This window comes from Bradyrhizobium diazoefficiens (assembly GCF_016612535.1).
GTDB classification, from domain to species: domain Bacteria; phylum Pseudomonadota; class Alphaproteobacteria; order Rhizobiales; family Xanthobacteraceae; genus Bradyrhizobium; species Bradyrhizobium diazoefficiens_C.
This window is the reverse complement of record NZ_JAENXS010000001.1, coordinates 1,982,295-2,006,609: the sequence shown is the minus strand read 5'-3', so window position 1 is coordinate 2,006,609 and position 24,315 is coordinate 1,982,295. Positions and strand designations below refer to the sequence as shown.

General features: G+C 63.5%; 18 protein-coding genes, 1 tRNA gene and 1 pseudogene. 7 read left to right on the top strand and 13 right to left on the bottom strand.

Annotated elements, in window-relative coordinates; genetic code table 11:
- Nucleotides 1-41: 41 nt before the first annotated feature.
- Complete coding sequence (locus JJE66_RS09395) at nt 42-776, top strand: DUF4396 domain-containing protein (RefSeq protein ID WP_200514005.1); 735 nt, start codon at nt 42-44, stop codon at nt 774-776.
- 133 nt (nt 777-909) lie between these two features.
- Here JJE66_RS09395 and JJE66_RS09390 read toward each other — a convergent pair.
- The 5 genes from JJE66_RS09390 to JJE66_RS09370 form a co-directional block, all read right to left on the bottom strand.
- Nucleotides 910-986, bottom strand: a tRNA-Arg gene (locus JJE66_RS09390).
- Between the two features lie 58 nt (nt 987-1,044).
- Entirely contained in the window at nt 1,045-2,100 is a 1,056-nt protein-coding gene (locus JJE66_RS09385; RefSeq protein ID WP_200514004.1) for a diguanylate cyclase, read from the bottom strand.
- A gap of 1 nt (nt 2,101) precedes the next feature.
- The gene (locus JJE66_RS09380; RefSeq protein WP_409362801.1) at nt 2,102-5,179 is read right to left on the bottom strand and encodes an EAL domain-containing protein; all 3,078 of its coding nucleotides are present in this window, start codon (nt 5,177-5,179) and stop codon (nt 2,102-2,104) included.
- A gap of 258 nt (nt 5,180-5,437) precedes the next feature.
- Nucleotides 5,438-7,183, bottom strand: a complete 1,746-nt coding sequence (locus JJE66_RS09375) for a putative bifunctional diguanylate cyclase/phosphodiesterase (protein WP_409362800.1) — start codon at nt 7,181-7,183, stop codon at nt 5,438-5,440.
- 320 nt (nt 7,184-7,503) lie between these two features.
- On the bottom strand, nt 7,504-8,469 hold the full coding sequence (locus tag JJE66_RS09370; RefSeq protein WP_200514001.1) for a sensor histidine kinase: 966 nt from the start codon (nt 8,467-8,469) through the stop codon (nt 7,504-7,506).
- A gap of 195 nt (nt 8,470-8,664) precedes the next feature.
- Here JJE66_RS09370 and JJE66_RS09365 point away from each other — a divergent pair, with 195 nt between their 5' ends.
- The gene (locus JJE66_RS09365) at nt 8,665-9,504 is read left to right on the top strand and encodes an SDR family NAD(P)-dependent oxidoreductase (protein WP_200514000.1); all 840 of its coding nucleotides are present in this window, start codon (nt 8,665-8,667) and stop codon (nt 9,502-9,504) included.
- 174 nt (nt 9,505-9,678) lie between these two features.
- On the opposite strand, the gene JJE66_RS09360 is transcribed toward JJE66_RS09365, so the two are convergent.
- The 3 genes and pseudogenes from JJE66_RS09360 to JJE66_RS09350 all read right to left on the bottom strand — a co-directional run.
- The gene (locus JJE66_RS09360; RefSeq protein WP_200513999.1) at nt 9,679-11,055 is read right to left on the bottom strand and encodes a cytochrome P450; all 1,377 of its coding nucleotides are present in this window, start codon (nt 11,053-11,055) and stop codon (nt 9,679-9,681) included.
- Nucleotides 11,056-11,195: 140 nt separating this feature from the next.
- Nucleotides 11,196-12,431: an LLM class flavin-dependent oxidoreductase gene (locus JJE66_RS09355; protein ID WP_200513994.1), complete on the bottom strand. Its 1,236-nt coding sequence runs from the start codon at nt 12,429-12,431 to the stop codon at nt 11,196-11,198.
- 253 nt (nt 12,432-12,684) lie between these two features.
- A pseudogene (locus tag JJE66_RS09350) lies at nt 12,685-13,388 on the bottom strand (FAD-dependent oxidoreductase); the annotation flags it as partial.
- 89 nt (nt 13,389-13,477) lie between these two features.
- On the opposite strand from JJE66_RS09350, the gene JJE66_RS09345 reads away from it, so the two are divergent.
- Together JJE66_RS09345 and JJE66_RS09340 are read left to right on the top strand one after the other, a co-directional pair.
- Nucleotides 13,478-14,890, top strand: coding sequence for an MFS transporter (locus tag JJE66_RS09345; protein WP_200513992.1), 1,413 nt, complete (start codon nt 13,478-13,480; stop codon nt 14,888-14,890).
- Between the two features lie 151 nt (nt 14,891-15,041).
- The gene (locus JJE66_RS09340; protein WP_200513990.1) at nt 15,042-16,229 is read left to right on the top strand and encodes a PHB depolymerase family esterase; all 1,188 of its coding nucleotides are present in this window, start codon (nt 15,042-15,044) and stop codon (nt 16,227-16,229) included.
- 1 nt (nt 16,230) lies between these two features.
- On the opposite strand, the gene JJE66_RS09335 is transcribed toward JJE66_RS09340, so the two are convergent.
- Nucleotides 16,231-16,536 (bottom strand): hypothetical protein, encoded by a 306-nt coding sequence (locus tag JJE66_RS09335; protein WP_200513988.1) that lies wholly within the window; start codon nt 16,534-16,536, stop codon nt 16,231-16,233.
- Between the two features lie 126 nt (nt 16,537-16,662).
- Here JJE66_RS09335 and JJE66_RS09330 point away from each other — a divergent pair, with 126 nt between their 5' ends.
- Nucleotides 16,663-17,031 (top strand): helix-turn-helix domain-containing protein, encoded by a 369-nt coding sequence (locus tag JJE66_RS09330; RefSeq protein ID WP_200513986.1) that lies wholly within the window; start codon nt 16,663-16,665, stop codon nt 17,029-17,031.
- 6 nt (nt 17,032-17,037) lie between these two features.
- Here the strand turns inward: JJE66_RS09330 and JJE66_RS09325 are convergent, their stop codons facing one another.
- A complete protein-coding gene (locus tag JJE66_RS09325; protein ID WP_200513984.1) occupies nt 17,038-17,718 on the bottom strand; it encodes an MBL fold metallo-hydrolase in 681 nt (226 codons plus the stop codon).
- A 186-nt stretch (nt 17,719-17,904) separates the two neighbouring features.
- On the opposite strand from JJE66_RS09325, the gene JJE66_RS09320 reads away from it, so the two are divergent.
- Entirely contained in the window at nt 17,905-19,506 is a 1,602-nt protein-coding gene (locus JJE66_RS09320) for an alpha-amylase family glycosyl hydrolase (RefSeq protein WP_200513982.1), read from the top strand.
- Between the two features lie 160 nt (nt 19,507-19,666).
- On the opposite strand, the gene JJE66_RS09315 is transcribed toward JJE66_RS09320, so the two are convergent.
- Nucleotides 19,667-21,364, bottom strand: coding sequence for an alpha-amylase family protein (locus JJE66_RS09315; protein ID WP_200513980.1), 1,698 nt, complete (start codon nt 21,362-21,364; stop codon nt 19,667-19,669).
- A gap of 266 nt (nt 21,365-21,630) precedes the next feature.
- Here JJE66_RS09315 and JJE66_RS09310 point away from each other — a divergent pair, with 266 nt between their 5' ends.
- Complete coding sequence (locus JJE66_RS09310; protein WP_200513978.1) at nt 21,631-22,119, top strand: MmcB family DNA repair protein; 489 nt, start codon at nt 21,631-21,633, stop codon at nt 22,117-22,119.
- A gap of 137 nt (nt 22,120-22,256) precedes the next feature.
- Here JJE66_RS09310 and JJE66_RS09305 read toward each other — a convergent pair whose 3' ends face one another.
- Together JJE66_RS09305 and JJE66_RS09300 are read right to left on the bottom strand one after the other, a co-directional pair.
- Nucleotides 22,257-22,811, bottom strand: coding sequence for an ActR/PrrA/RegA family redox response regulator transcription factor (locus JJE66_RS09305; RefSeq protein ID WP_200513976.1), 555 nt, complete (start codon nt 22,809-22,811; stop codon nt 22,257-22,259).
- Nucleotides 22,812-22,913: 102 nt separating this feature from the next.
- Nucleotides 22,914-24,224 (bottom strand): ActS/PrrB/RegB family redox-sensitive histidine kinase, encoded by a 1,311-nt coding sequence (locus JJE66_RS09300; RefSeq protein ID WP_200513967.1) that lies wholly within the window; start codon nt 24,222-24,224, stop codon nt 22,914-22,916.
- Nucleotides 24,225-24,315 lie beyond the last annotated feature (91 nt).

Genomic DNA, 24,315 nt, shown 5'->3' with positions numbered 1-24,315 from the left:
AGCAGTTGCGGGCGGTATAATCAGCTGTATCGGAGGGTCTCTTGGTTCCTCTCTGGCTGCATGGCCTTTCCATGGCTGCGTTGGCTCTCGGCGCGGTTTGCGCGGCGATTGTCGGGCTCGACGTCGCTCGGCATCCGCAACACATGTGGATCATGGCCATCGTCTGGCCCGTTACTGCCCTGTTCGGGACCATCTGGGTCGTTTGGCAGTATTTCTCCTTCGGCCGGCTGGCGACCCGCGAAGCAGCGCAGAAAGCCAAGCAGCAGAACCAAGATCCGCCCAACAAGCGATTGACGCCATTTGCCGTGAAGGTGGCGAACGGATCGCTTCACTGCGGCAGCGGGTGTACGTTGGGCGACATCGTCGCGGAATGGCTCGCATTCGGCTTTCCCGCGGTCGCCATCGCATTCGGCTGGCAGAGCATCTTCCAGGAAAAGATCTTCGCCGTCTGGATACTGGACTACCTCGTCGCCTTCGCCTTCGGAATCCTGTTCCAGTATTTCACGATCGCCCCGATGCGCGGACTTTCCGTGGGTCGAGGGCTGATCGCGGCCGTGAAGGCGGACACGGTCTCCATCACCGCTTGGCAGATTGGTATGTACGGCTTTATGGCTTTCGCCTACTTCTACATCTTTCGGCACGTTCTCGGCACGAAGCTGGAGGTGGATAGCTTCGAATTCTGGTTCATGATGCAGATCGCGATGCTGTTCGGCTTCGTCACGTCCTATCCCGCAAACTGGTGGCTGCTGCGGGCGGGACTGAAGGAAAAGATGTAGGACATCTTCAGCCGAATTCCGGGCCCGAAGTCACTTTTTTGACTGCGCCCCGCGCGATCCCATGCTGCACGAGCGTCTACTTTGCAACCTGACCGAGGATCTCGACTTTCGCGTCGTTCACCGCTCCGCGAGATGGCGCACCCGACACGATTCGAACGTGTGACCTTTGCCTTCGGAGGGCAACGCTCTATCCAGCTGAGCTACGGGTGCAACGAGGGTTCATTTAGCCGATTGGCGAGGGGTCGGCAACCGGTCTCGCCGCGGCAATCTAGGCTGATTTGCGGGCCGTCGGGCCAGGAACCGGGCCGCTAACCGGCACATTCTCGCGGCCGAGGCCTGCCAATTCGGCCAGCACCCGCTCGGCGCAGACGACACGGTTGCGGCCGAGGCGTTTGGCGGCGTAGAGCGCCTGGTCGGCCGCACCTAGCAGTCGGTCGGGGGCGCCGTCGGCCTCGCCGGGGACGTGACTGGCGACACCGACACTGAGCGTGACGTGATGGCCGGCTCCATTGGCGCCATGGGCGATCGCCAACGCCATCACGGCACCGCGGATCTCCTCGGCGATGAGACGGGCATCGTCGCAACTCATGTCGGGCAGGATCAGCGCGAATTCCTCGCCGCCATAGCGGCTGGCAAGGTCGAGCGGGCGCAGCGCATGGCGGCTGACGACGGCGGCGACCGCGCGCAGGCACTCGTCGCCGGTCTGGTGGCCGTGCTCGTCGTTGAACAGCTTGAAATGATCGACGTCGACGAACAGCAGCGCCAAGGGCTTCTGCGTCCGCTCCGCGCGCGCCCATTCGGTCATCAGCTTCTGGTCGAAGGAGCGGCGGTTCGAAAGCCCGGTCAGCCCGTCCTTGGTGGCGAGCTCCTTCAGCGCCGTCTCGGCGCGCTTCTGGTCGGTGAGGTCGCGCAGCGTCTCCACCACGGCGATCAGATTGCCAGCCTCGTCATGGATGGGGCCCGCGTCGATCGCGAGATAGAGCTGGCTGCCGAGCTTCGGCATCACGCACCAGTTCTCCGCGCTGAAGCCGAGCCCGTTGTGGCCGCGCGCGGCATATTCCGAATAGAACTCCGGCAGCTGCTCGGGGCGGTCGAGTGCGACCAGATCGGCGAGGCAGGGACGCTTCGTGCCATAGAAGGCCTGCCAGTGCTTGCTGGTGCCGATCACTTCCGATGCGGCAACGCCGGTCAGCCGCTCGCAGGCTCGGTTCCAGATCACCACGCGGCGCTTTGGATCGATCACAAAGGTCGGCACCACCAGATGCTGCATCAGCCGCACCGCGTAGGAATCCGCGACGTCGATGGTTTTGGTGGACTTTGCCATCTCAGGCCACCGCCGCCACGGGCATGGCGTCGCCCAGGCCGAACAGCTGCCGCACCTCGGCCGCCGGCTTCGGTTTGCTGAACAGATAGCCCTGCATCTCTGTGCAGCCGAGCGCGCGCAGCATCTCGCGCTGGGCCTCGGTTTCGACGCCTTCGGCGACCGTCGTCATGTTGCTGGCGGCGGCGATGTTCACCACGGCCTGCACGATCACGGGTGCGCCGCTGGACTCGGCGATGTCGGCGACGAAGCAGCGGTCGATCTTGATCTTGTCGAACGGGAAGCGCTTCAGATAGCTCAGCGAGGAATAGCCGGTGCCGAAATCATCGAGCGCGATGCGCACGCCGATGGCGCGGAGCTGATGCAGGATCGAGAGTGCCGCCTCGTCGTCGCGGATCAGAACGGCCTCGGTGATCTCGAGCTCGAGCCGTCGCGGCTCCAGCCCGGAGGCGGCGAGAGCGCCGGCGATCCGGAGCGCCAGCGTGTCGCATTTGAGCTGCACCGGCGAGACGTTGACGGCGAGGCAAACATGCGCGGGCCAGGTCGCGGCCTCGTTGCAGGCCGTACGCAGCACCCAGTCGCCGAGCTCGTTGATGATGCCAGTATCCTCGGCGATCGGAATGAATTCGGCCGGCGATACCATGCCGCGTTCGGGATGACGCCAGCGCAGCAGCGCCTCGCAGCCGGAGACCTCCCCCGAACGCAGATTGACCAGCGGCTGGTAGTGGATCTCGAAGCCGCCATCGATCAGCGCCTGGCGCAGATCCTGCTCCATGGTGAGACGGGCCTTGGCGCACGCATCCATCTCCGGCACGAAGAAGCGGTAGGTGCGCCGCCCTTCCGCCTTGGCGCCGTACATCGCAAGGTCGGCGTTCTTGATGAGCTGGTCGAGGTCGGCGCCGTCCTGCGGCGCCAGCGCGATGCCGATGCTGGCGTCGGTGGAGAGCTGGTGGCCGAGGCAGTGATAGGGCAGGCGGATCGCCTCATGGACCCGTGTCACGAAGGATAGAACGTCGGCAGACGATTCGATTTTGGTCTGGATCACGGCAAACTCGTCGCCGCCGAGCCGCGCGATCAGGTCGCCCGGCTTGAGGCAGGCGCGGATGCGGCTCGCGATGGCCTTCAACAGCTCGTCGCCGACATGATGGCCGAGTGAATCGTTGATACCCTTGAACTCGTCGATGTCGACATAGAGCAGCGCGAATTGCTCGCCGTCCGCGGCCTTCTCCAGCTCGCGCTCGATCTGCTCGCGGAACAGCGCGCGGTTCGGCAGGTCGGTCAGCGCGTCGTAATGCGCCATATGTGCGATCTTCTCGTCGGCCTTTCGCTGTTCCGTGATGTCCTCGATGACGTTGATGATGTAGCGCGGCTCGCCTGCCTTGTCGCGGATGCCGATGCGTTTCGAGATGGTATGGCGCTGGCCATCGGTCCGGGTTGTCCAGGTTTGCTCCTTGAGCAACAGTCGATCGGGTGTTCGCAGCAGAGCGTCATCATCGCAGGTGACGATTTCGGCGTCGGGCCTTGGCAGAATATCGGCGGCAGTCTTTCCAACGATCGTCTCGCCCGTTTTCCCGAACACGTTCTCGGCAATCCGGTTGACCAGAAGATAGCGCCGGGTGTGGGCATCCTTCACCGTGATCTGCGACGGGATATGGTCGATGATCTCGCGGAGGAAAGTGTAGTTGCGGTCGCGCTCCTGTTCCAGGCTGCGCCGCTCGGTGATCTCCTCGATCGTGGCGACCCATCCGCCGTGCGCGAGCGGGGTGTTGATGACCTGGAAGGCGCGGCCGTTCGGCAGCTCGTGCGATCTGGTCGAGACCTTGCCTTCGGCGACGATCCTCATGACGTCGGCGCAGAATGCCTCGACATCGCCATTGAACGCGCCGCGCTCCTTGCGGTGATGCATCGCCTCATGGATGTGGCAGCCGGGCTTGATGACGTCGCTGGACAGGCCGAACATGTCGGCATAGCGCCGGTTACAGGTGACGATGTAGCCCGCCGCGTCGTACAGGATCAGTCCTTGCGACATGTTGTTCAGGGCGGTGTCGAGCCGTTGCCGCTCCGATTCGATCCGCGCCTGGGCGTCGCGGTTCTGCCGGTTGATCAAGCGGATGATCAGGAACAGGATCAGCGCGATCACGGCCGCCGACAATGTCGCGGTGGTGACCATGAAGCCCGTCTGCTGCCGCCAGTCCGCGAGCGCGGCCGACGTGGTGTTGGTCGCCATGATGACCAGTGGGAAGTGCGTCAGCGACGCGGCCGAGCCGAGCTTTTCCTCGCCGTCGACCGGGCTCCTGACGCGGAGCGTGTGCAGTCCGCCCCGGGTCAACACCTTCTGCATCAGCGGCGCGTTCTTGTAGCTGGTCCCGATCATCGATTCGACATGCGGGTAGCGCGCCAGCATGATGCCTTCGCGGTCGAACAGCGTGATGGCGGCGCCATCGGCCAGGGCGACGGAGGCGAAATAGCGTTGGTAGCTGTCGGGATCGATCCGCCGAACCAATGCGCCGACGAATGTGCCATCCGGCAGGCTGAGCCGGCGCGCGACGACCGTGGTCCATTTGCCGATCAGGAAGCTGCGCACGGATTGCAGCAGCACCGGTTCCGACATCGGGTTCGATTTGAACGTCTGGAAATAGGCGCGCGAGGAGACGTTGATCTTGGGAAGCGGCTGGGCGCGTGACCAGGAAATCAACTCGCCGTCGGCATCGTAGATCGCGATGTCGCCGAGATAGGAGACCGCGCCGATCTTGCCCCTCAGCATCCGGTTGGCGTCGGGCCCCGACATGCGCTCGCGGAACATCTGCGGCGAGGCGATCTCCGCCAGGTGCATCTGCCCGATCAGATCGGCCGCGACGACGTCGGAATCTTCAAACTGCTGATCGAAGTGCCGCGCGATCAGCTGCACGGTGTTTTCCAGCTCGCGCTCGCGGTTGGTCAGTGTGCGTTCGCGAAACTCACCGACGGCCATCGCGGTCACGGCGAAGATGCCGGCGACCAGCAATGCACCGCACAGGGTCAGCCATAGCACCGGTCCGCGTCGAATCGCTGCCTCCCAGCCGTTCTTCATGGCTAGGGACATTCCGGTTGCGATCCCTGCAAAGACCTGGCGCATTTCCCCCTCCCTGAGGGACCAGGAATCCACCGCACAAATGGCGCAAACCTTAGGAAATCCAGTTACCTAAGCATTAATCCGATTGCGGAGCGGTGCCGAGCGTCTAGCTCGGCGGAAATCACGTCGCGGTTGCACGATGGTCGCAGCAGCTGCTGTGCTGCACCATGAATCTCCGGTTAATGCGAGGTGCCCACGTTCTCCTCAGCCACGCTTGCGCGGCCACGGTTAACGCCGATAGCCGCTCGCCCGCGAATAGCCCTGGCGGTTTTGCTGCGTCGGACGGGCCGACACGCTGGCCCGGGACTCGCTTGAGGCGGGGGTCGCGAGCTTCAGCTCTTCCAGGAAGATCGGGCGGGCGAAATAATAGCCCTGCGCATAGCGGATCCTGGTTGCGGCCTGGAGATAGGCGAGCTCCTCGTAGGATTCGATGCCCTCGGCGATCACGGTCATGCCGAGCGCTTCGCTCAGGGATTCGATTGCGCGCAAAATGCCCTGGCTGCGCGGACGCTTATGGATGTCGGTGATGAAGGAGCGGTCGATCTTGATCTCGTCGGCGGTGATGTCGGCGAGCGCCGACAGCGACGAATAGCCGGTGCCGAAATCGTCGATCGAGATACCGACGCCGAGCTTGCGGAACATCGGCAGGATCTCGGCCTGGAAATGATTCTTGGCGACGAAGGCGTCTTCGGTCACCTCGATCATGAAGCGCTGCGGAAAGCCGGTGTCGTCGAGAGCCTGCGCGAAATTGCGCATGAATTCGGGATTGCCGGCCTGCTTGGCGGCGACGTTGATGCTGATGGTCGCTTCCGCGCCAAAGGTCTCGTTGATCGGGTCGATCGACTTGACGATCTCCGCCAGCACGAGATGGGTCAGCTCGTCGATCAGCCCGAGCTCGCTCGCGAGGTTGATGAACGAGCCCGGTGCCTGGATCACGCCCTCGTCGTCGCGCAGGCGCACCAGGGCTTCGATGCCCGTCACGGCCTGCGTGCGGATGTCGACCTTGGACTGGAAGGCGCAGCAGAATCGCTTTTCGAGGATGGCCTGCCGCAACGACTGCTCGATCTTCATGCGCGCGAGTGCCTCGCGCTCCATGCCGGAATCAAAGAAGGCGGCAGATCCCTTGCCGTTGTTCTTGATGCGGTACATCGCGATGTCGGCATTTTGGCGCAGCGTCTCGAAGCTGCGGCCATGGTCGGGATAGAGGCTGACGCCAACGGAAGTGGAGGCGAACACTTCCGAATTGTCGATGAAGAAGGGGGCGGTCAGCCGTTCCAGCGTCGACTGCATGAATTCGGCGACTTCCTCCTGGCTCTGGATCGGCGAGAGCAGCAGCAGGAATTCGTCGCCGGAGATACGCGACAGCACGTCGGAATCGCGCAGGTCGCGGCCGAGCCGTTTCGACAGCTCGACCAGCAGCGCGTCGCCGACGGCGTGGCCGTAATAGTCGTTGATGTGCTTGAAATTGTCGACGTCGAGAAAGGCAAGCGCAAAGCGCTCTCCCTCGCGATCGCGCCCGAGCAGGCTGTTAGCGCGATGCTCGATCACGCGCCGCGAGGGAAGGCCGGTCAGCTCGTCGAAATAGGCCGAGCGGAACAGCTGGTCCTCGAAATTCTTCTGTTCGGTGATGTCGGAGGAAGCCGAGATCAGCAAGGCGCGTCCGGCAACGCTGACCGGCCGATGTGTGGTGAGCAATACCTGGCGCGCGGGTCCGTCGTGAAGCGCTTCCTCGGTGACGACGGCCTGGCCGGCCGTCAGCGCCCGCTGGCAGGCGTCCCGCCGCTGCGCGAGGTCGGGCGACGGCCGGCGGCCGTCCATGCCGAGCTGGGTTGCCGCGGTGTCGTTAACCAGAAGAAGTTGGCCTTGCGCGTCCTGCACGGTCAGGCCGGCCGGCAGCAATTTAACGATTTCCTTGAGAAATCCGAGCTCGGCCTCGGTCGCGCCGGTATGTTTACTGTCGTTCATAGAAGTCATGAATCTTGTTGTTTCAGCGCGCATTTGCAATGGACGCGATCTTGCGCGGTTCCCTCTTAGGTTTGGTTAAAGGGTCGGCAGAAATACGGGGGTGTTTTGGTGGAAACTTGCAGCGTCGCGAGACGCGCAGCCGATCGTCATTAACAGAAGGTCAACGGCGCTTGCGAAAGCGCGAGCGAAGCGCGCGAGTCTCTTTCGTTCGAATCGATGCGATCCGGGTGAGGGGTTAAAGTCTCACCGAACAGTGCGGCCCCTCACCCGGATTACTATGCAATCCGACCTCTCCCCGTTGGGGAGAGGTGATCCGAGCGTCATCACCTTCATTCGCTCTTGGGGATGCGGCATTGCATGATGCAATGCAGGCCGGTCTTCAAATACGAGATCTCGGTCTTGCCGTCGAAGGCTGACAGAGCCGACTTCAGCAGTTTGGTGCCGAAGCCGGGCGCGGAGATTTCGCCAATGCTCGGCCCCTCGTTTTCCTCCCAGGTGATGGTCAGGCGGTCGTCGCTGACTGTCCATGACACCTGCAACAATCCGCGCGGCGCGGAGAAGGCGCCGTATTTGCCGGCATTGGTGGCGAGCTCGTGAAACATCAGCGACAATGTGACCGCAAGCTTTGGTGGCAGGAACAGCCGGTCGCCGTTGAGGGTGAAGCGAACGTGACCGTAAGGGCCGAGCTCCGAGATCAGGAGGTCGCGGATGTCGCAGCCAGCCTTGTCGATCTTTGAGATCAGATCGTCGGTCGCGGCCAGCGAGCGCAGCCGCGGGTCGATCCGGGCCCAGACCTGCGGCTGGTCGTGCAACACCTGGTGCATCACCGCGTGCACGGTCGACAGCTTGTTCTTCAGCCGGTGCTGCAGCTCGTCGACCAGGATCTTGCGATAGTCCTCTTCCTCGATCAGGCGCTTGGAGATCCGGCGCTGCTCTGCCAGCATCGTGCGATAGTGCTCGACGCCCCAGATGGTGAGTGCAGAGACGCCCCAATAGAGTGTCAGCAGGACAAATCGCGAGCGATCGGCAAGCGCATCGCCGAAATTCACGACCACGCCAAGCACGCCGCCGACCAGCGCCGTGATGACGCCGATCCGCAAGCCTCCGAAGGCAGCGGCAAAGAACACGGCCGGGAAGTACGGCGAGAAGTAGACGTCGGGGCGCACATGCGCGAGACCCCAGCGGGCCAGGGTCGAGATCAGCAGGCAGGCTACCGCAAAGACGATGCTCAGGCCGAGCGATGGCGGCGCCACGCCTTGCCAGCCTTTGCGGAATTCGTCGATCAGTTTCCCCATGCGCAGCCCGGTTGCGATCCCCGTTCGAAATTCGAAAGGCAGACCAGAATGTTACGCATGTCCCTCGCGCAAGCAACGCTTGCCTTGTTCGGAGCCGGCAGGAATAGTGGTTGTCGCGGTGCAGAACTGCCGCGGCGACGTCATCGATCGGCGTCCGTTATTTGATATCAAATCATTGGAAAACAGGGACATTCCATGGGCAGGCTGGATGGCAAGGTTGCCGTGATTACAGGTGCGACGAGCGGGATCGGATTGCGTACCGCAGAAGTCTTCGTTGCCGAAGGTGCCAAAATTGTGATCGCGGGCCGGCGTATACCGGAAGGCGAGGCTCTGGCGAAGCAGTTGGGCGCATCCTGCGTTTTCCGCCAGACGGATGTGACCGTCGAAGCGCAGATACAGGCGGTGATCGCGCTTGCGGTGGAAAAATTCGGCCGGATCGACTGCCTCTTCAACAATGCCGGGGGGCCGGCGCAGACCGGCGGCATCGAAGACCTCGAGGTCCAGCGCTTTGATGCGGCGATGGCGACCCTGGTGCGCGGCGTCATGCTCGGCATGAAGCATGCGGCGCCCTATATGAAGAAGCAGGGGTCTGGCAGCATCATCAACAATGGCAGCATCGCCGGCCGCCTTGCCGGCTTCTCCTCCTCGGTCGTCTATGGCGCGGCCAAGGCGGCGGTGATCCATCTCACCAAATGCGTGGCGATGGAGCTCGGCGAGTCCAATGTGCGCGTCAACTCGATCTCGCCCGGCGCGATCGCGACCGGCATTTTTGGCAAGGCGTTGGGGTTGACGATCGAGGCGGCGGAGAAGACTCCGGCGGTGATGCGTGACGTCTACAAGACCGCGCAGCCGATCCCGCGCGCCGGCATCCCTGACGATATCGCCCATGCCGCGGTGTTCCTGGCCAGCGACGAATCCAGCTTCATCAACGGCCACGACCTCGTCATCGACGGCGCCATCACCGGCGGCCGCAACTGGAGCCAGCAGCAGCAGGGCTATGTGGCGCTGCGCAAGGCGTTCGATCAGGGGCTGTAGGAGGAAGTAAAGGTGCCGTAGGGTGGGTTAGACGGCGGCTGCGCGAAGCGCAGGCGCCGACGTAACCCACCACCTCTGTCACCGTGGAGATCAAAGAGGTGGGTTACGCCTAGCGGTTTGCGCTTCGCGCAATCCGCGGGGCTAACCCACCCTACGAAGTCACGAAGGCGAAGCTCAAACCGCCTTCACCCGCACCCTCAACCCATCCCGCGGCTTCGGGATCGGCCACATCTGCCAGTCCGGCTTGTAGCTCTCTTCCAGCGACACCTCGATGTTCTGCAAGAAGTGTCGCGCAAAACACTTCGCCTGCATGTAGGCGAAGTGCAGGCCGAGGCACATATGCGCGCCGCCGCCGAACGGCACCCAGGCGAAGCGGTGGCGGTTGCGCTGGGCTTCCTCGGTGAAGCGGAGGGGATCGAAGTGATCCGGCTCCGGCCAGATGTCCTTCATGTGATGCGTGTAGAGCGGATTGACGCCGACCGCGGTGCCGGCCGGAATCGTATAGCCCTTGAAGCTGAAATCGCGCATCGCGCGGCGCGGCATCGAGGGCACCGGCGGCTTGATCCGCAGCGCTTCCTTGAACGCCATCTCCGACAGCGGCATTTTTTCGAGATCATCGAAGCTGGTCGGCGCATCCGCAGCAAGGCCGAGCGCAACAACCTCCTCGCGCAGCTTGCTCTGCCAGTCCGGATTTGCGGCGAGCTCGCCGATGAACGACGTCAGCGACGAGGTCAGCGTGTCGTGGGCGGCCATCATCAGGAAGCTCATATGGTCGATGATGTCCCGCTCGGAGAGCAGCGCACCATCCTCATGGGTGGCGCGGCAGAGCTGCGAGAACAGATCGTCGCCGCCATGATTGCCGCGGCGAAGTGGAATCTGCTCGCGGAAATAGGCGACGATGCGTTTGCGCCCCTTGACGCCGCGCGCCATCTGGGTGCCCGGCAGGGGCTTACGGATCGGCGCAACGGCGGCTGCGACCATGTCGACGAAGGCGCGGTTGATCTCGTCGACCTCCGGCCCGATATTGGCGCCGAGAAAGGAGACTGCAGCAAGATCGAGCGTGAGCTGCTTCATCGCCGGATAAAGCTGCATCTCGCCGGGCTTCGCTTTCCACTGCGCCACCCGTGCCGAAATGCCGCGGTCGAGATCGCTGAGATATGACTTCATCGGCCCCGACTTGAACGCGACCGACAGCGCCTTGCGATGTAGCCTATGCTCCTCGAAATCGAGCAGCATCAATCCGCGCGGAAACAACAGGCCGAGCACATGGTTCCAGCCGTGCGTCGACGAGAACAGCTTTTGCTGGTCGAACAGCACGAGCTCGTTGGCTTCGGGCCCGAGCAGCACGATATTGGTCTCGCCGAAAATGTGGGTGCGGTAGACCGGGCCGTATTTGGCGCCGTTCCTCTCGATATGTCCCTTGGGGTCGGCGAGCACCTGAAAGGTCTTGCCGATGATCGGCCAGCCTTCGTCGCCGGGGATGTGCGTCAGCTGGTTGCGCTTGGGTGAGGTGTAGCCAGGCGGAGGCGTGGGCACATTCTGCATCGACATGACGATTGCTCCGGTTGGCTGACCGAACAGCGCGCGAGCGAACGACGCTTGCGGCCGGCGCCGGCTGACCCGTGTCGACATTAGCACAGGCCGACATGTCTGGCTTGTGAACGTCGTTATCAGCGTAGCACCGACGAGGCCTACCTCTTCGCCGCTTCCTTCTGCAAATCCGGCGCGTTGACGGCGGGAATGGCGACGCGGCCGGGGCCGGTCACCTTGAGCGCCTCGGCGGCCTTCTCGTTCTGCATGATCTTGGCCATCACGGCCTGACCGGCACGTTCGAAAATCGCGCGGTTCTCGATCACGAATTTTTGCGACTTGCGCAGGCCGTCGACATAGCCGTTGATCTCCGGCACGACGTAGCGCGCGACCATGTCCCAGCTCCGGCGCGTGGCTTCCGGATTGGCCCAGTCGTGCACGAAGCCGATGATGGCGCCGACGCCGCCGGACACCTGCATCACGTTCTTGATGGTCTTGACCAGATCGTCGGGTGTGCCGATGGTGGAGGCCGCGCCCTCGACGAAGGCGGTCTTGTCCACGGCCTCGTCGGGTGACGAGAATGCGGTCAGGCCCGGCCGCTGCAGCGTACCGACGTTATATTCGTTGTGCCAGCGCATCAGCCCGGCGCCGGCCTCCTTACGGGCCTGCTCGCGGCTTTCGGCGATGTGGAAGGTCAGGAGCACGCGCCAGTCGGCGCGGTTGACATTGGTGCCGTGCTTCTTGGCGGCATCCTCGGCGAACTGCCATTGCTGCTGCAGCGACATCAGCCCCTGCGTCGTCATCGAGCCCAGCGAGATGATGCCGATGCCGTATTTGCCGGCGAGCGTCATGCCCGACGGTGAGATCTGCGAGGCCACCACGAACGGCATCTCCTCCTGTAACGGCAGGATCTGGAGCGCGGCGTCGTTCATGGTGAACCAGTCGCTCTTGGCAGTGACGCGCTGGCCGTTGAAGAGACGGCGGATCACGCCGATCGCCTCGTCCTGGCGGTCGCGCTGCGTCATCGGGTCGATGCCGAGCGTGTGCGCGTCGGAGGCCAGCGCGCCGGGGCCGGAGCCGAAGATGGCGCGGCCGCCGGTCATGTGGTCGAGCTGCACCATGCGCTGCGCGACGTTGTAGGGATGGTGATAGGGCAGCGATACCACGCCGGTGCCGAGCTTGATTCGCTTGGTGCGCTCGCCGGCCGCGGCCAGAAACATCTCGGGCGAGGCGATCATCTCCCAGCCGGAGGAATGATGCTCGCCGCACCAGAACTCGTCATAGCCGAGGCTATCTAACTGCTCGACCAGGTCGAGATCGCGCCGGAACTGGAGCATCGGATGCTCCCCGATCGGGTGATGCGGGGCAAGGAAGGCTCCGAACTTCAGGCGCGCCATGGCGTTCTCTCCGGCTGTCATTTTCTGTTTGTTAGGTAGCGGAGGCTACGTGCCCGATGCCACGAACGCAATCGCGCGATCTCCCGCATGGCGGAATGCAGGCATGCGTAACAAAGGACCGCTCCCGTCTCCCTCTCCGTTCACCGTCATGGCCGGGCTTGTCCCGGCCATCCACGACCTTTGTCGCAGCCCTAAGAACGTGGATGCCCGGGACAAGCCCGGGCATGACGAGAATTCGGTGAGGTGAGGTGCGCTACCGCGTCATCCTGTTCCACGCATCGAGGCCGGCGATCTTGTAGGCCTCCGCCAGCGTGGGATAGTTGAACGTGTTCTGGATGAAATAATCGATTGTGCCTTTGAGGTTGAGCACGGCCTGGCCGATATGGATCAGCTCGGTGGCGCCTTCGCCGAGAATATGGACGCCGAGCAGGCGGCGGGTCTTGGTCGAGAAGATCATCTGATGTGCCCGCGCGAGGTCTCGCGAAAGCGCACGATGCCGACCTCGTAGGGAATGCCGCGCGTGCGCACCTCTTCTTCGGTGAGGCCGGCGGTCGAGATCTCCGTCGCCGGCGGCCTAGATGTGCGGCACGCTGGTCTGCAAGGTGACGGGATCGACCTTGATGCGGCCGCGATGGTCGACCGCGATGCCGGCGGCCTCGAGGTTGAGCCGGTCGGTAGCGCCGACGCGGCCCGCCGCGAACAGCAGCATATCTGTGGTGACGTGCCGCCCATCGGACAGATGCGTGACGATGCTGCCCTGCGCCGTCTTCTCGATCGAGTTGACCTTGGCGCCGAGCCGCAGCGCGACATTGCGGTCGCGCAGTTCATGCATGAACTCGTCGATCAATTCCTTGTCGATGAAATCAAGGAAAGTCGGCCTCGGCTCGATCAGGTCACGGGCACGTCGAGCGCGCTGAAGATGGTGGCATATTCGACGCCGATCACGGCGAGGCCAATGCGGCAAGGCCTACCTCGGAGGTAATCGCAGGGATGACGCCGATCTGCGAGCATCAGTCGCAAATAAATCCCGGAAGGCTCGTGCGCCAATGCATCAAACCGTCACAAAGCCAATCGATTCGACCCGCCGCTGGCGGGTGCTCGCGATCGTCGTCGCCGCGCAGTTCATGTTCGGCGTCGACGCCTTCATCGTGAACGTCGCCATCCCGACTATCGCGATCGACCTGCATGCGTCGCCGGCGCAGGTCGAATCCGTGATCGCGATCTATCTGATCGCCTATGCAACCCTGGTCGTCACCGGCGGCCGCCTCGGCGATATCTATGGCACTAAGAACGTCTTTCTGGCCGGTGTGCTCGGCTTCACGGTGACATCGCTGTGGTGCGGCCTGGCACAATCCGGCTTCGAGTTGATCATCGCCCGGCTGGCGCAGGGCGCCACCGCGGCGCTGATGGTGCCGCAGGTGCTGGCGACGCTGCATCTGCTCTTCACCGACAAAACGCGCAGCCGCGCCTTCGCCATCTATGGCGTCGTGCTCGGGCTTGCGGGTGCCGCTGGCTTCCTGCTCGGCGGGCTGTTGGTGACGCTCGATCTCGCCGGCACCGGTTGGCGTTCGGTGTTTTTCGTCAACGTGCCCTGCGGCCTCCTCATCGCCGCTGGCGCCTGGCGCATCATGCCGTCAGTGCCGCGCCGAGCCGGAACAAAACTCGACATCAAGGGCAGCGTCGTGCTGTTCGCGGGATTGCTGTGCCTGATCGGGCCGTTGCTGTTCGGCCATGACGTCGGTTGGGCGCCGTGGCTGTGGGCCGTGATGATAGGCGGCGGCGTGATTCTCGCGGGATTCCCAAAGCTCGAGCATGCCATTGCGCGTGGCGGCGGCATGCCGCTGATCGATCTCACACTGCTGGTGGATGCCGCCTTCCTGCGCGGGCTCGGCGCCGCCTTCTTTTTCTTCGTTGCCAATCTCTCGTTCTATCTGGTGATGACGCTGTTCATGCAGCGTGGCCTGAAGATTCCGCCGCTCGCCGCCAGCCTGGTCTTCGTTCCGCTCGCGCTTGCCTTCGTCGTGGCGTCACGCCACAGCGGCGCGCGGGCACGACATCGTGGCACCAAAGTGTTGATCGAAGGCTGCGCGCTCCAGATCGCAGGTCTCGCCGCGCTCGCGCTTGTTGCAGGATGCAGCGACGCGCCGACACCGATCGCGCTTGCGCTGATCCTGCTCGTCTTCGGCTACGGCCAGGGGATGGTGATGGCACCGCTGTCCGGCGCGGTGCTCTCGACCGTCAGGCCTGCCGCCGCAGGCTCGGCCTCCGGCATGTACGGCACCACCGCGCAGATCGGAAATGCGGCCGGAGTGGCCGCAATCGGCGCGGTGTTCTTCGCGGTTGAAGCACTGCAATCAGCGCGCGCAGGTTTCTTCATCTCGCTCGCGCTGTTTGTGACATTAATCATGATCAGCGCCGCATTCCTGACGTGGATGCGCCGCGCCGCTGCACGAAGTTGAGGCATTGCGGTTAATATTTGCGGATTCTCGCAGATTCCTGCGGGATTCTGCGCGATTGCGGAGGGATCGACAGCACACGGTCTTTTCATTTTGCACTGCAGCAACTATCTGGTCTGGGTAAACGTTGAAAGCCGCCCACCAGGAAATTGCCGTGTCATTAGCCCGTAATGTCGACCTCTTGAGACGCCTACCAAGGCTGGACGGTCTGCGCTTGCCTGACTTTGGTGCGAGCGCTGATGTCTCCAGTCCGCTGGAGGAGGTCACCGGCTTCGGCGACAATCCCGGCGCGTTGCGCATGTACGCGTTCGTGCCGGCGCAATTGCAGAAGCCGCGCGCGCTCGTCGTCGTGCTGCATGGCTGCGGCCAGACAGCTGCGGCCTACGATCTCGGTGCGGGCTGGTCGACGCTGGCGCGTCACTACGGCTTTGTGCTGGTGATGCCCGAGCAGCAGCGCATCAACAACGGCAACACCTGCTTCAACTGGTTCAATCCGGAGGACACCGCGCGCGATTCCGGCGAGGCACGTTCGATTCGCGAGATGATCGCGCATATGGTCGACACGCACCGCATCGATCCCAGGCGCGTCTTCATCACCGGCCTCTCCGCCGGCGGCGGCATGACCTCGGTGATGCTTGCGACCTATCCGGAAGTCTTCGCGGCCGGCGCGGTCATCGCCGGCTTGCCTTACGGCATTGCGTCGAATTTGCGTGAGGCGTTGGACGGCATGTTTCATTCGCCCGCGCGCCCCGAGCGCGAGCTCGGCGATTTCGTGCGGCGCGCCTCGAATCATCGCGGGCCCTGGCCGAAGATCTCAGTGTGGCACGGCAGCGTCGACCGCACCGTCAATCCCGGCAATGCCAACGAGATCGTCAAGCAGTGGCTCGACCTGCACGAGCTGCCGGCGGCGCCGATGGCCGAGACCAATGTCGACGGCTATCCGCGCCAGGCCTGGTGGAACAAGGACGGCGAGACGCTGGTCGAGTCCTACGCCATCACCGGCATGGCGCACGGCACGCCGCTCGGTCTTGCCGACAACGACCAGCGCTACGGCGTCGAAGGCGCGTTCCTGATCGAGGCCGGCATCTCCTCGTCCTACCACATCGCAAAGTTCTTCGGCCTCACCGGATGGATTCCGGACGCTTCGAAGAAGAAGGCGGAAGCAAAGCCCGCAGCCCCGGCAAAGCCCGCGCCAGCGCGCTCACCCGCACCGCATCTCGCCCGCTCGATCCGCGCAGCGATTGCCGAAGAGCCGGCCGAGCGGAAGCGCGAGCAGGCCCGCGGCTTCGATCTCGGCCAGATCATCACGCGTGCGCTCACCGCCGCGGGATTGATGAAGTAGTTCAGGTCGTCTGATCGATCATCTCGATCGGGGTCACCGTGACCTCGCCGCCGGCGGCAACCTTCCGCGTCATCTCCGTGTAGTGCTTGAAGAAGTCGCGCGATTGCAGCGTTTTCTGCACGGCATCGTCCGCGACGCTGGCGAGATGGAAGTAGTGGCCGTGGTCGCGGTTCTTCAGGACGCGGTAGCTGAGCCGGCCTTTCAGCTCCGGATCGCTGTCGATTGCCTTGATGAAGCGGCCGATCTCCTGGTGCCAGGCTTCCGTCGTGCCGTTCCTGAATTCGTACTTGATCATGAAGTGCTTCATGTGACGCTCCCTATTCGCTGAGCACCATCATCTGCGCCTTGGGAGCGATCCTGCAAGTACGGACAAAATTGATAGTATGGACTTTCTTGGAGCCGCTCGTATCCTCCTCTCCACGGAGGAGACGATATGGCAAAGGCAACTCACGCACGTACCTGTCCGGTCGCGGCCTTTCAAAAAATGATCAGCGGCAAGTACAAGCTGCGTATCGTCTGGGATCTCAAGGACGGGCCGCGCCGCTATGGCGAGATCCGCAGCGGTCTGTTGCGCGGCGTGGAAGGCAGCACGGAGATCACGCCGCGCGTGCTCAGCCGTGAGTTGAAGGCGCTGACAGCGAGCGGCCTGATCGACCGCAAGGATTTTGGCGAGGTGCCGCCGAAGGTCGAGTACCGCCTGACGCGGAAGGGTAAGAGCTTCGTGCCAGTCGTCGCGGCCATCCGCGAATGGGGCGACCGCAATCTCGCCGAGCCGGCGGCGTTGGCGGACGCCGCCGAATAATCCGCGCTACATCTCGCCGGTGACGAACGGATTGGTCATCCGCTCCTGGCCGATGCTGGAGCCGGCGCCGTGGCCGCAGATGAAGCCGACATCGTCGCCGAGCGGCAAGAGCTTGGTCTTGATCGAGGAGATCAGCGTCGCATGACTGCCGCCGGGCAAATCAGTGCGGCCCACCGAACCCGCGAACAAGACGTCGCCGACATGGGCGAAGCGCAAATCCTTGTTGAAGAACACCACGCTGCCGGGCGAGTGACCGGGGCAGTGCAGAATGTCGAACTGCAAGCCGCCGATCGACACCGTGTCGCCCTCGTCGAGCCAGCGGTCGGGCTCGAAATTGCGCACGCCGGTCATGCCGAAGCGCGCACCGCTCTCGACCACGTTGTCGAGCAGATATTTGTCGGCGACATGCGGGCCCTCGATCGGCACCTTTAGTGCGTCGCGCAATTCGGCCGCGCCGCCGACATGGTCGATATGACCGTGGGTCAGCCAGATCTTCTCGACGGTGACGCCGGCCTGCTTGATTGCTTCCAAAATCTTCGGCACGTCCCCGCCGGGGTCGATCACGACCGCCCGCTTGCTGGGCTCGTCCCAGATGATGGTGCAGTTCTGTTCGAACAGCGTCACGGGAACGATGATCGCGCCGGCTTTGGCCTGCTGGGACTCTTGGGTGTCATTTTGCTCGGTCATGGCCTCACAATGCCGATTTTCGATGCGCCGCCAAGCAAAATAGTCGTGCTGGGACCTGCGGAACAGCCGCCCCGACCGTCACATAGCCGTCCCAATTCGCTTGCTGGTTTGAACCGGAGCGTTGCTTCCGCGTTCTCTCGCGCAAGGCTTATTCCAACAAGGCTTATTCCAGGGTGGGCTTCCGACATGGCTCAGGGCGACGAGAACTGGTGGCGCGACGGCATCTTCTATCAGATCTATCCGCGCTCCTTTCAGGACAGTGACGGCGACGGCGTCGGCGACCTCGCCGGCATTTTGCGGCGGCTGCCTTATGTCAAATCGCTCGGCGTCGACGCGATCTGGCTGTCGCCGATCTTCCCCTCGCCGATGGCCGATTTCGGCTACGACATCTGCGACTATACCGGCATCGATCCGCTGTTCGGCACGATGGCGGATTTCGATGCGCTGCTCGCGGCCGCGCATGAGGACGGCCTCAAGCTGATCCTCGACCTCGTTCCGAACCACACCTCCGACCAACATCCCTGGTTCGTCGAGAGCCGATCCGCGCGCGACAATCCCAGGCGCGACTGGTACATCTGGCGTGATCCGGCGCCCGATGGCGGCGTGCCGAACAACTGGCTGTCCGAGTTCGGCGGCAGCGCGTGGCGGTTCGACGCGGCGACAGGTCAATATTACTACCACGCTTTCCTCGCCCAACAGCCCGACCTCAATTGGCGCAACCCGGAGGTCCGCGCCGCGATCTACGACGTGATGCGATTCTGGCTGGAGAAAGGCGTCGACGGTTTTCGCGTCGACGTGATCTGGCACCTGATCAAGGATGCCGAGTTTCGCGATAACCCGCCCAACCCGCATTACGTGGAGGGACGGCCGCCGAACGAGAAGATCATGACGCAGTACTCCACCGATCAGGCGGAGGTGCACGACGTCATCGCCGAGATGCGGCGCGTCACCGATGGCTTTGGTGCACGCGTGCTGATCGGCGAGGTCTATCTGCCGCTGCACCGGCTCATGGCCTATTACGGCAATGATCTCACCGGTGCGCAGATGCCGTTCAACTTCGCGCTGCTCTCGACCTTCTGGAGCGCGCGCTCGATCGAGACAATCATCGACGACTATGAGAAGGCGCTGCCGAAAGGCGCCTGGCCGAACTGGGTGCTCGGCAATCACGATCGTCCGCGCGTCGCCAGCCGCGTCGGACCCGAACAGGCCCGAATCGCCGCCATGCTGCTGCTGACGCTGCGCGGTACGCCGACGCTGTACTATGGTGACGAGATCGGCATGCATCAGCTCGCGATCGCGCCCGAGGATGTCCGCGATCCCTTCGAGAAGAACGTCCCCGGCATCGGGGTGGGGCGCGATGGTTGCCGCACGCCGATGCAATGGGACTCGTCGAATTTCGCCGGCTTCTCGGAGGTCAGGCCGTGGCTGCCGCTGCCGGACGATCACAACCGCGAGAACGTCGTCAATCTCGACGCCGATACCCGCTCGATCCTCAGTCTCTACAGGCGGCTGATTGCCTTGCGAAAAACCTGCCGGCCGCTGGTGACGGGCGACTATCACCCGATCGCCGCGCAAGGCGATCTCCTGATCTATCGCCGCGAGGCCGAGGGCAGGAGTGTGATCGTGGTGCTCAATCTCGGCCCCGAGCCAATTGCGGTGACCACCAGCGCGATCAGGTTCGGCAGCGAGATTTTGCTGTCGACATTTTTGGATCGCGAGGGTGAGCAGCTCGAGGGCGTGCTGGATTTGCGGGGGAATGAGGGCGTGGTGGTGGTGCCGCCATCTTAGCTGTCGTCCCGGCGAAGGCCGGGACCCATACCGCGTGATCTATCGATTGCGGTTGGTAGGTGTACCGAACGGCGGGTCTTCGCCAAACCACTCCCTGGGTTATGGGTCCCGGCCTTCGCCGGGACGACAGCGGTGTGTGTGGATGCAGCTATCCGGAGAGCTACCCCGGATGCTTGTTGCCCGCGGTATCGCCGTCGATATCGCTCCGCTTCAAAAGGTAATCCAGGCCGCCGACCCGGTACCAGCGATAGCCGTAAGGCTCCAGCACGACGCGGTGCTGGCCGCGCTTGTCGGCGTGGCTGTGGTCTTCCGCGAGCAGATTGATCAGGTGCTTGCCGGCATCGCCCGGCAGCCCCGTCGAGAACGCCGTCTCGCGCGGCTTCTCATCGAGATTGTGCACGAACAGCACGGAGTTGTTGCGCCAGTCGTAGCGCATGATCAAGACGGCGGGATCGCGCGTCGAAATGATGGCAAAATCGCCCCAGCCGATCTCCGGCACCTCCTTGCGCATGCGGACGATGCGCTCGGTCCAGTTCAGCATGGAGTTGGGATCGCGCCGCTGCTTGGCGACATTGACATGCTCGTAGCCGTAAGGGCCTTTGTCGATCACGGGGATGGCGGGCCTGTCGCTCTTGGTGAAGCCGCCCTTCGGTTCGGTCGACCATTGCATCGGCGTGCGCGCACAGTTGCGTTCCGGCAGCGAGAGATCGTCGCCCATCGCGATCTCGTCGCCATAGCGGATCACGGGCGTTCCCGGCAGCGTGCACATCAGGCTGTAGGCGAGCTCGAGCCGCCTCCGATCGCCGCCGAGCATCGGTGCAAGCCGGCGGCGGATGCCGCGGTCGTAGAGCTGCATGTTCTTGTCGGGACCGAACGCTCTGAACACGGCCTCGCGCTGCGCCTTGGTCAGCCGCCCGAGATCGAGCTCGTCGTGATTGCGCAGGAACAGGCCCCATTGCGCGGAGGCCGGACGTGGCTTGGTGTCCTTCAATGCCTTCGCCAGCGGGCGCGAATCGCTGGAGGCCAGCGCATAGAACAAATGCTGGTTGACGTGGAAGTTGAACATCATGTGCATGCGGTCGGCATCGCGGCCGAAATACTCCATGTCGCTGTTCGGCAGCACATTGGCCTCGGCCAGGATGATGGCGTCGCCCTCCCGCCATTGCAGGAATTCACGGAAGTCGCGCAGCATGCTGTATTGCTCGACCGGCGTCTTCACCTTCGCCCCCTTGGTGGCGATCACGAAGGGCACGGCGTCCATGCGAAAGCCGGAGACGCCGAGCTGGATCCAGAAGCCCATGATCTTTAAAATCTCCGCCTGCACATCCGGGTTCGAGGTGTTGAGGTCGGGCTGGAAATCGTAGAAGCGATGGAAGTACCAGGCACCCGCTTCCTTGTCGCGGGTCCAGGTCGATTTCTGCACGCCGGGAAACACCATGCCCTTGTTGGCGTTGGCCGGCTTCTTGTCTGACCACACATACCAGTCGCGATAGGGCGAACTCTTGTCGCGCCGCGCCTCTTTGAACCAGTGGTGCTGATCGGAGGTGTGGTTGACGACGAGGTCGATAATGATTCGGATGCCGCGCTGCTCGCAGCCATGGGTGAATTCGACGAAGTCGCCGAGCGTGCCGTAGCGGGAATCGACGCTGTAGTAATCGGCGATGTCGTAGCCGTCGTCACGCCCTGGCGAGGTCTGGAACGGCATCAGCCAGATCGTGGTGATGCCGAGACCATGCAGATAATCGAGCCGGCGCAATAGGCCCTTGAAGTCGCCGACGCCGTCGCCGTTGGCATCCATATAGGTGCCGACGGAGAGGCAATAGATGATGGCGTTCTTGTACCAGAGATCTTCGATCATGCCGGGGCAGCCTCATGCTCCCGCCGAGGTGCGGCGGCTGCGTGATAAGTGCGAGGGGAGGGGGAGGTTCCGCGCTCCTCCCCCTTGCTGTCGTCCCGGCGAAGGCCGGGATCCATACCGCGTGATCTATCAATTGCGGTCAGTAAGAGCACCGAACGACGAATCTTCGCCAAACTACTCTCTGTGGTTATGGGCCCCGGCCCCCCGTGCGCAATTGCGCACTAGGCCGGGACGACATCGAGAATGGAATCGGCTAAGCTCTCCCCATGGACAGCACCGCCCGCATCACCCTCGTGCCGCCACCCGACCGTCGACAATCCGAGACGGCGCTCGCGATTGCGCGCGGCACGGCGCGGCTGCTGCGTTCGCTCGGGTTTTCCTGCATCAGTGAATTGCCGCTGCCGTCGGGACGTCGCGCCGATCTGGTGGCGCTGAACGAACGTGGCGAGATCTGGATCGTCGAGATCAAATCGTCGGTGGAGGATCTGCGCGCCGACCCGAAATGGCACGAATACCGCGCCCATTGCGACCGGCTGTTCTTCGCCTTCACGCAGGATCTGCCTTGCGAGATCTTTCCGCAAGACACTGGCTTGATCATCGCGGACGCCTATGGCGCGCACATGCAGTGCGAAGCACCCGAGCACAAGATCGCGGCGGCCACGCGCAAGCAGATGACGGTGCGGTTTGGAATGGCGGCGGCGCTGCGGATCAACCGCCTGGTCGATCCGCAAGGGCACGCGGAGTTTTGGGAGTAGCTTTCGTAAGCTTGTAGGGTGGGTTAGCCGAAGGCGTAACCCACCTCTTCTGTATCCACGGCACTCGACAGTGGTGGGTTACGCCGAGCGGTTTGTGCTTTGCGCAATCCGCGCGGCTAACCCACCCTACGACACCGTCACCTCGGCGCGCGCTTCGCCAGGATCCGCTGCAAGGTCCGCCGGTGCATATTGAGCCGGCGCGCCGTTTCCGAGACGTTGCGGTTGCACATCTCGTAGATGCGCTGGATGTGCTCCCAGCGGACGCGATCGGCCGACATCGGGTTCGCCGGCAGCTCGGATTTATCCGTGTTGGTGGAGAGCAGCGCTGCGACGACGTCGTCGGCATCGGCGGGCTTCGAGAGGTAATCGATCGCGCCCATCTTCACCGCGGTGACGGCGGTAGCGATGTTGCCATAGCCGGTCAGCACGATCGCGCGCGCATCGGGGCGCTTTTTCTTCAGCGCGGACACCACGTCGAGACCATTGCCGTCGCCGAGCCGCAAATCGACCACGGCGAATGCGGGCGCCGACTTGCCGATCTGTGCGAGACCATCCGAGACGGTGTCGCAAGAGGTCACCGCAAAGCCGCGCGTTTCCATGGCGCGCGACAAGCGCTCCAGGAACGGCTTGTCGTCCTCAACAATGAGAAGCGAGCGGTCGGCCTGTTCGTTCAGTTCGGCGATGGCGTTCAAGGTTTTGTCCTCTGTCTGCGCATCCACATATGGCGTCGCAATCAGGCGGTGCCAAGGCCGCCAATAGTCGATCGGGCCTCACGTGCGACGCAAGGTCGCGGCCTATCCTATTGTCTCCTCTAAGCTCTCGATAGCCTCAAAACGCTCGCGCGGCCACGCGATCTGCACCACGGCACCGTGTTCCGGAAAGGTCCGATTGGTAAACGAGACCTTGGCGCCGGTGCGCTCCAGCAGCGTGCGGGCGATGAACACGCCGAGACCCAGGCCGCCGCCGGCATCCTGGGTACGCCGCCGCGACAGATAGGGCTCACCGATCCGCTTTATGAGGTCGGGCGGAATGCCGGGGCCGTCGTCGGAGATCACGATCTCGATCGTGTCGTTGTTCCACCACGCGTTCACCTCGACCGTGGTGCGGGCGAAATCGACGGCGTTCTCGACGATGTTGCCGACGCCGTAGAGCACCGCCGGATTGCGCGATCCGACCGGCTCGGCCGTGACGGCCACTGCGATCCGGACCTTGATGTCGACGCCGAAATCGCGATGCGGCGCCACCACTTCCTCGATCAGCTCGGACAGTTTCATGCGGTCGAACGGCGCGCCCGTGGAGGAGAGCTGGGTGATCTTGCTCAAAATGTCGCGGCAGCGCTGCGTCTGCTCGCGTAGGGTCTTGAGGTCGGCGGCGAAGACCGGATCCTTCACCGTCTTTTCCAGCTCGCGCGAGATCAGGAAGATGGTCGCGAGCGGCGTGCCGAGCTCGTGCGCGGCGGCCGCAGCCAATCCGTCGAGCTGGGTCAGATGCTGCTCGCGCGTCAGCACCAGCTCGGTCGCGGCCAAGGCGTCGGCAAGCTTGCGCGCCTCCTCGGTCACCTGGAAGGAGTAGAGGCTGGTGACGCCGATCGCGAGCACGATCGAAAGCCACACGCCGACGAGATAGATCGGCGGCAGCACCACGGGATCTTCCGAGTCCCATGGCAATGGCAGATGGAAAAAGAACAGGATCGAGGCGCAGGCCACCACGAGGACGCCGAGCGCGAAGGTGAGCCGGGCCGGAAGCGCGGTCGCCGAGATCAGCACCGGCGCCAGGAACAGGAACGAGAACGGGTTCTGCAATCCGCCGGTGAAGAACAGCAGTCCGGCCAGTTCCGCGATGTTCAGCGCCAGCAGCCCGGCCGCATGGATCGGCTCCAGCCGCTGCATCGGATTGGCCACGGTTTGCAGCGCAAGGTTGAGCGCCGCCGACAGGCCGATGATGCTGACGCAGGGAACGATCTCGACCTCGAACTCCAGCCCCTGCGCCACGATGAAGATCGCGGCGAGCTGGCCCAGCACCGCGAGCCAGCGCAGCCGCAGGATGGTGTCCAGGCGGATGTGCCGTTGCGAAGGGCGGAAGTCGGAAGCAGCGGTCTCGGTCATCACAGGCCAATCTAGCGGTGCGCGTGTCCGATCACAAACACGCTGGCCCGCACATTCGGTCAGCTTGCAAGCCATGTTACGTCAAGCCATT

Excerpts from the sequence above, each read along its gene's own strand:
- JJE66_RS09300 (WP_200513967.1), bottom strand. The coding sequence starts at position 24,224 with ATGACCGAGACCGCTGCTTCCGACTTCCGCCCTTCGCAACGGCACATC.
- JJE66_RS09335 (WP_200513988.1), bottom strand. The coding sequence starts at position 16,536 with ATGAAGCACTTCATGATCAAGTACGAATTCAGGAACGGCACGACGGAA.
- JJE66_RS09375 (WP_409362800.1), bottom strand. The coding sequence starts at position 7,183 with ATGACTTCTATGAACGACAGTAAACATACCGGCGCGACCGAGGCCGAG.
- JJE66_RS09325 (WP_200513984.1), bottom strand. The coding sequence starts at position 17,718 with ATGACCGAGCAAAATGACACCCAAGAGTCCCAGCAGGCCAAAGCCGGC.
- JJE66_RS09345 (WP_200513992.1), top strand. The coding sequence starts at position 13,478 with ATGCATCAAACCGTCACAAAGCCAATCGATTCGACCCGCCGCTGGCGG.
- JJE66_RS09355 (WP_200513994.1), bottom strand. The coding sequence starts at position 12,431 with ATGGCGCGCCTGAAGTTCGGAGCCTTCCTTGCCCCGCATCACCCGATC.
- JJE66_RS09315 (WP_200513980.1), bottom strand. The coding sequence starts at position 21,364 with ATGATCGAAGATCTCTGGTACAAGAACGCCATCATCTATTGCCTCTCC.
- JJE66_RS09330 (WP_200513986.1), top strand. The coding sequence starts at position 16,663 with ATGGCAAAGGCAACTCACGCACGTACCTGTCCGGTCGCGGCCTTTCAA.
- JJE66_RS09360 (WP_200513999.1), bottom strand. The coding sequence starts at position 11,055 with ATGTCGATGCAGAATGTGCCCACGCCTCCGCCTGGCTACACCTCACCC.
- JJE66_RS09380 (WP_409362801.1), bottom strand. The coding sequence starts at position 5,179 with ATGTCCCTAGCCATGAAGAACGGCTGGGAGGCAGCGATTCGACGCGGA.
- JJE66_RS09365 (WP_200514000.1), top strand. The coding sequence starts at position 8,665 with ATGGGCAGGCTGGATGGCAAGGTTGCCGTGATTACAGGTGCGACGAGC.
- JJE66_RS09320 (WP_200513982.1), top strand. The coding sequence starts at position 17,905 with ATGGCTCAGGGCGACGAGAACTGGTGGCGCGACGGCATCTTCTATCAG.
- JJE66_RS09370 (WP_200514001.1), bottom strand. The coding sequence starts at position 8,469 with ATGGGGAAACTGATCGACGAATTCCGCAAAGGCTGGCAAGGCGTGGCG.
- JJE66_RS09385 (WP_200514004.1), bottom strand. The coding sequence starts at position 2,100 with ATGGCAAAGTCCACCAAAACCATCGACGTCGCGGATTCCTACGCGGTG.
- JJE66_RS09310 (WP_200513978.1), top strand. The coding sequence starts at position 21,631 with ATGGACAGCACCGCCCGCATCACCCTCGTGCCGCCACCCGACCGTCGA.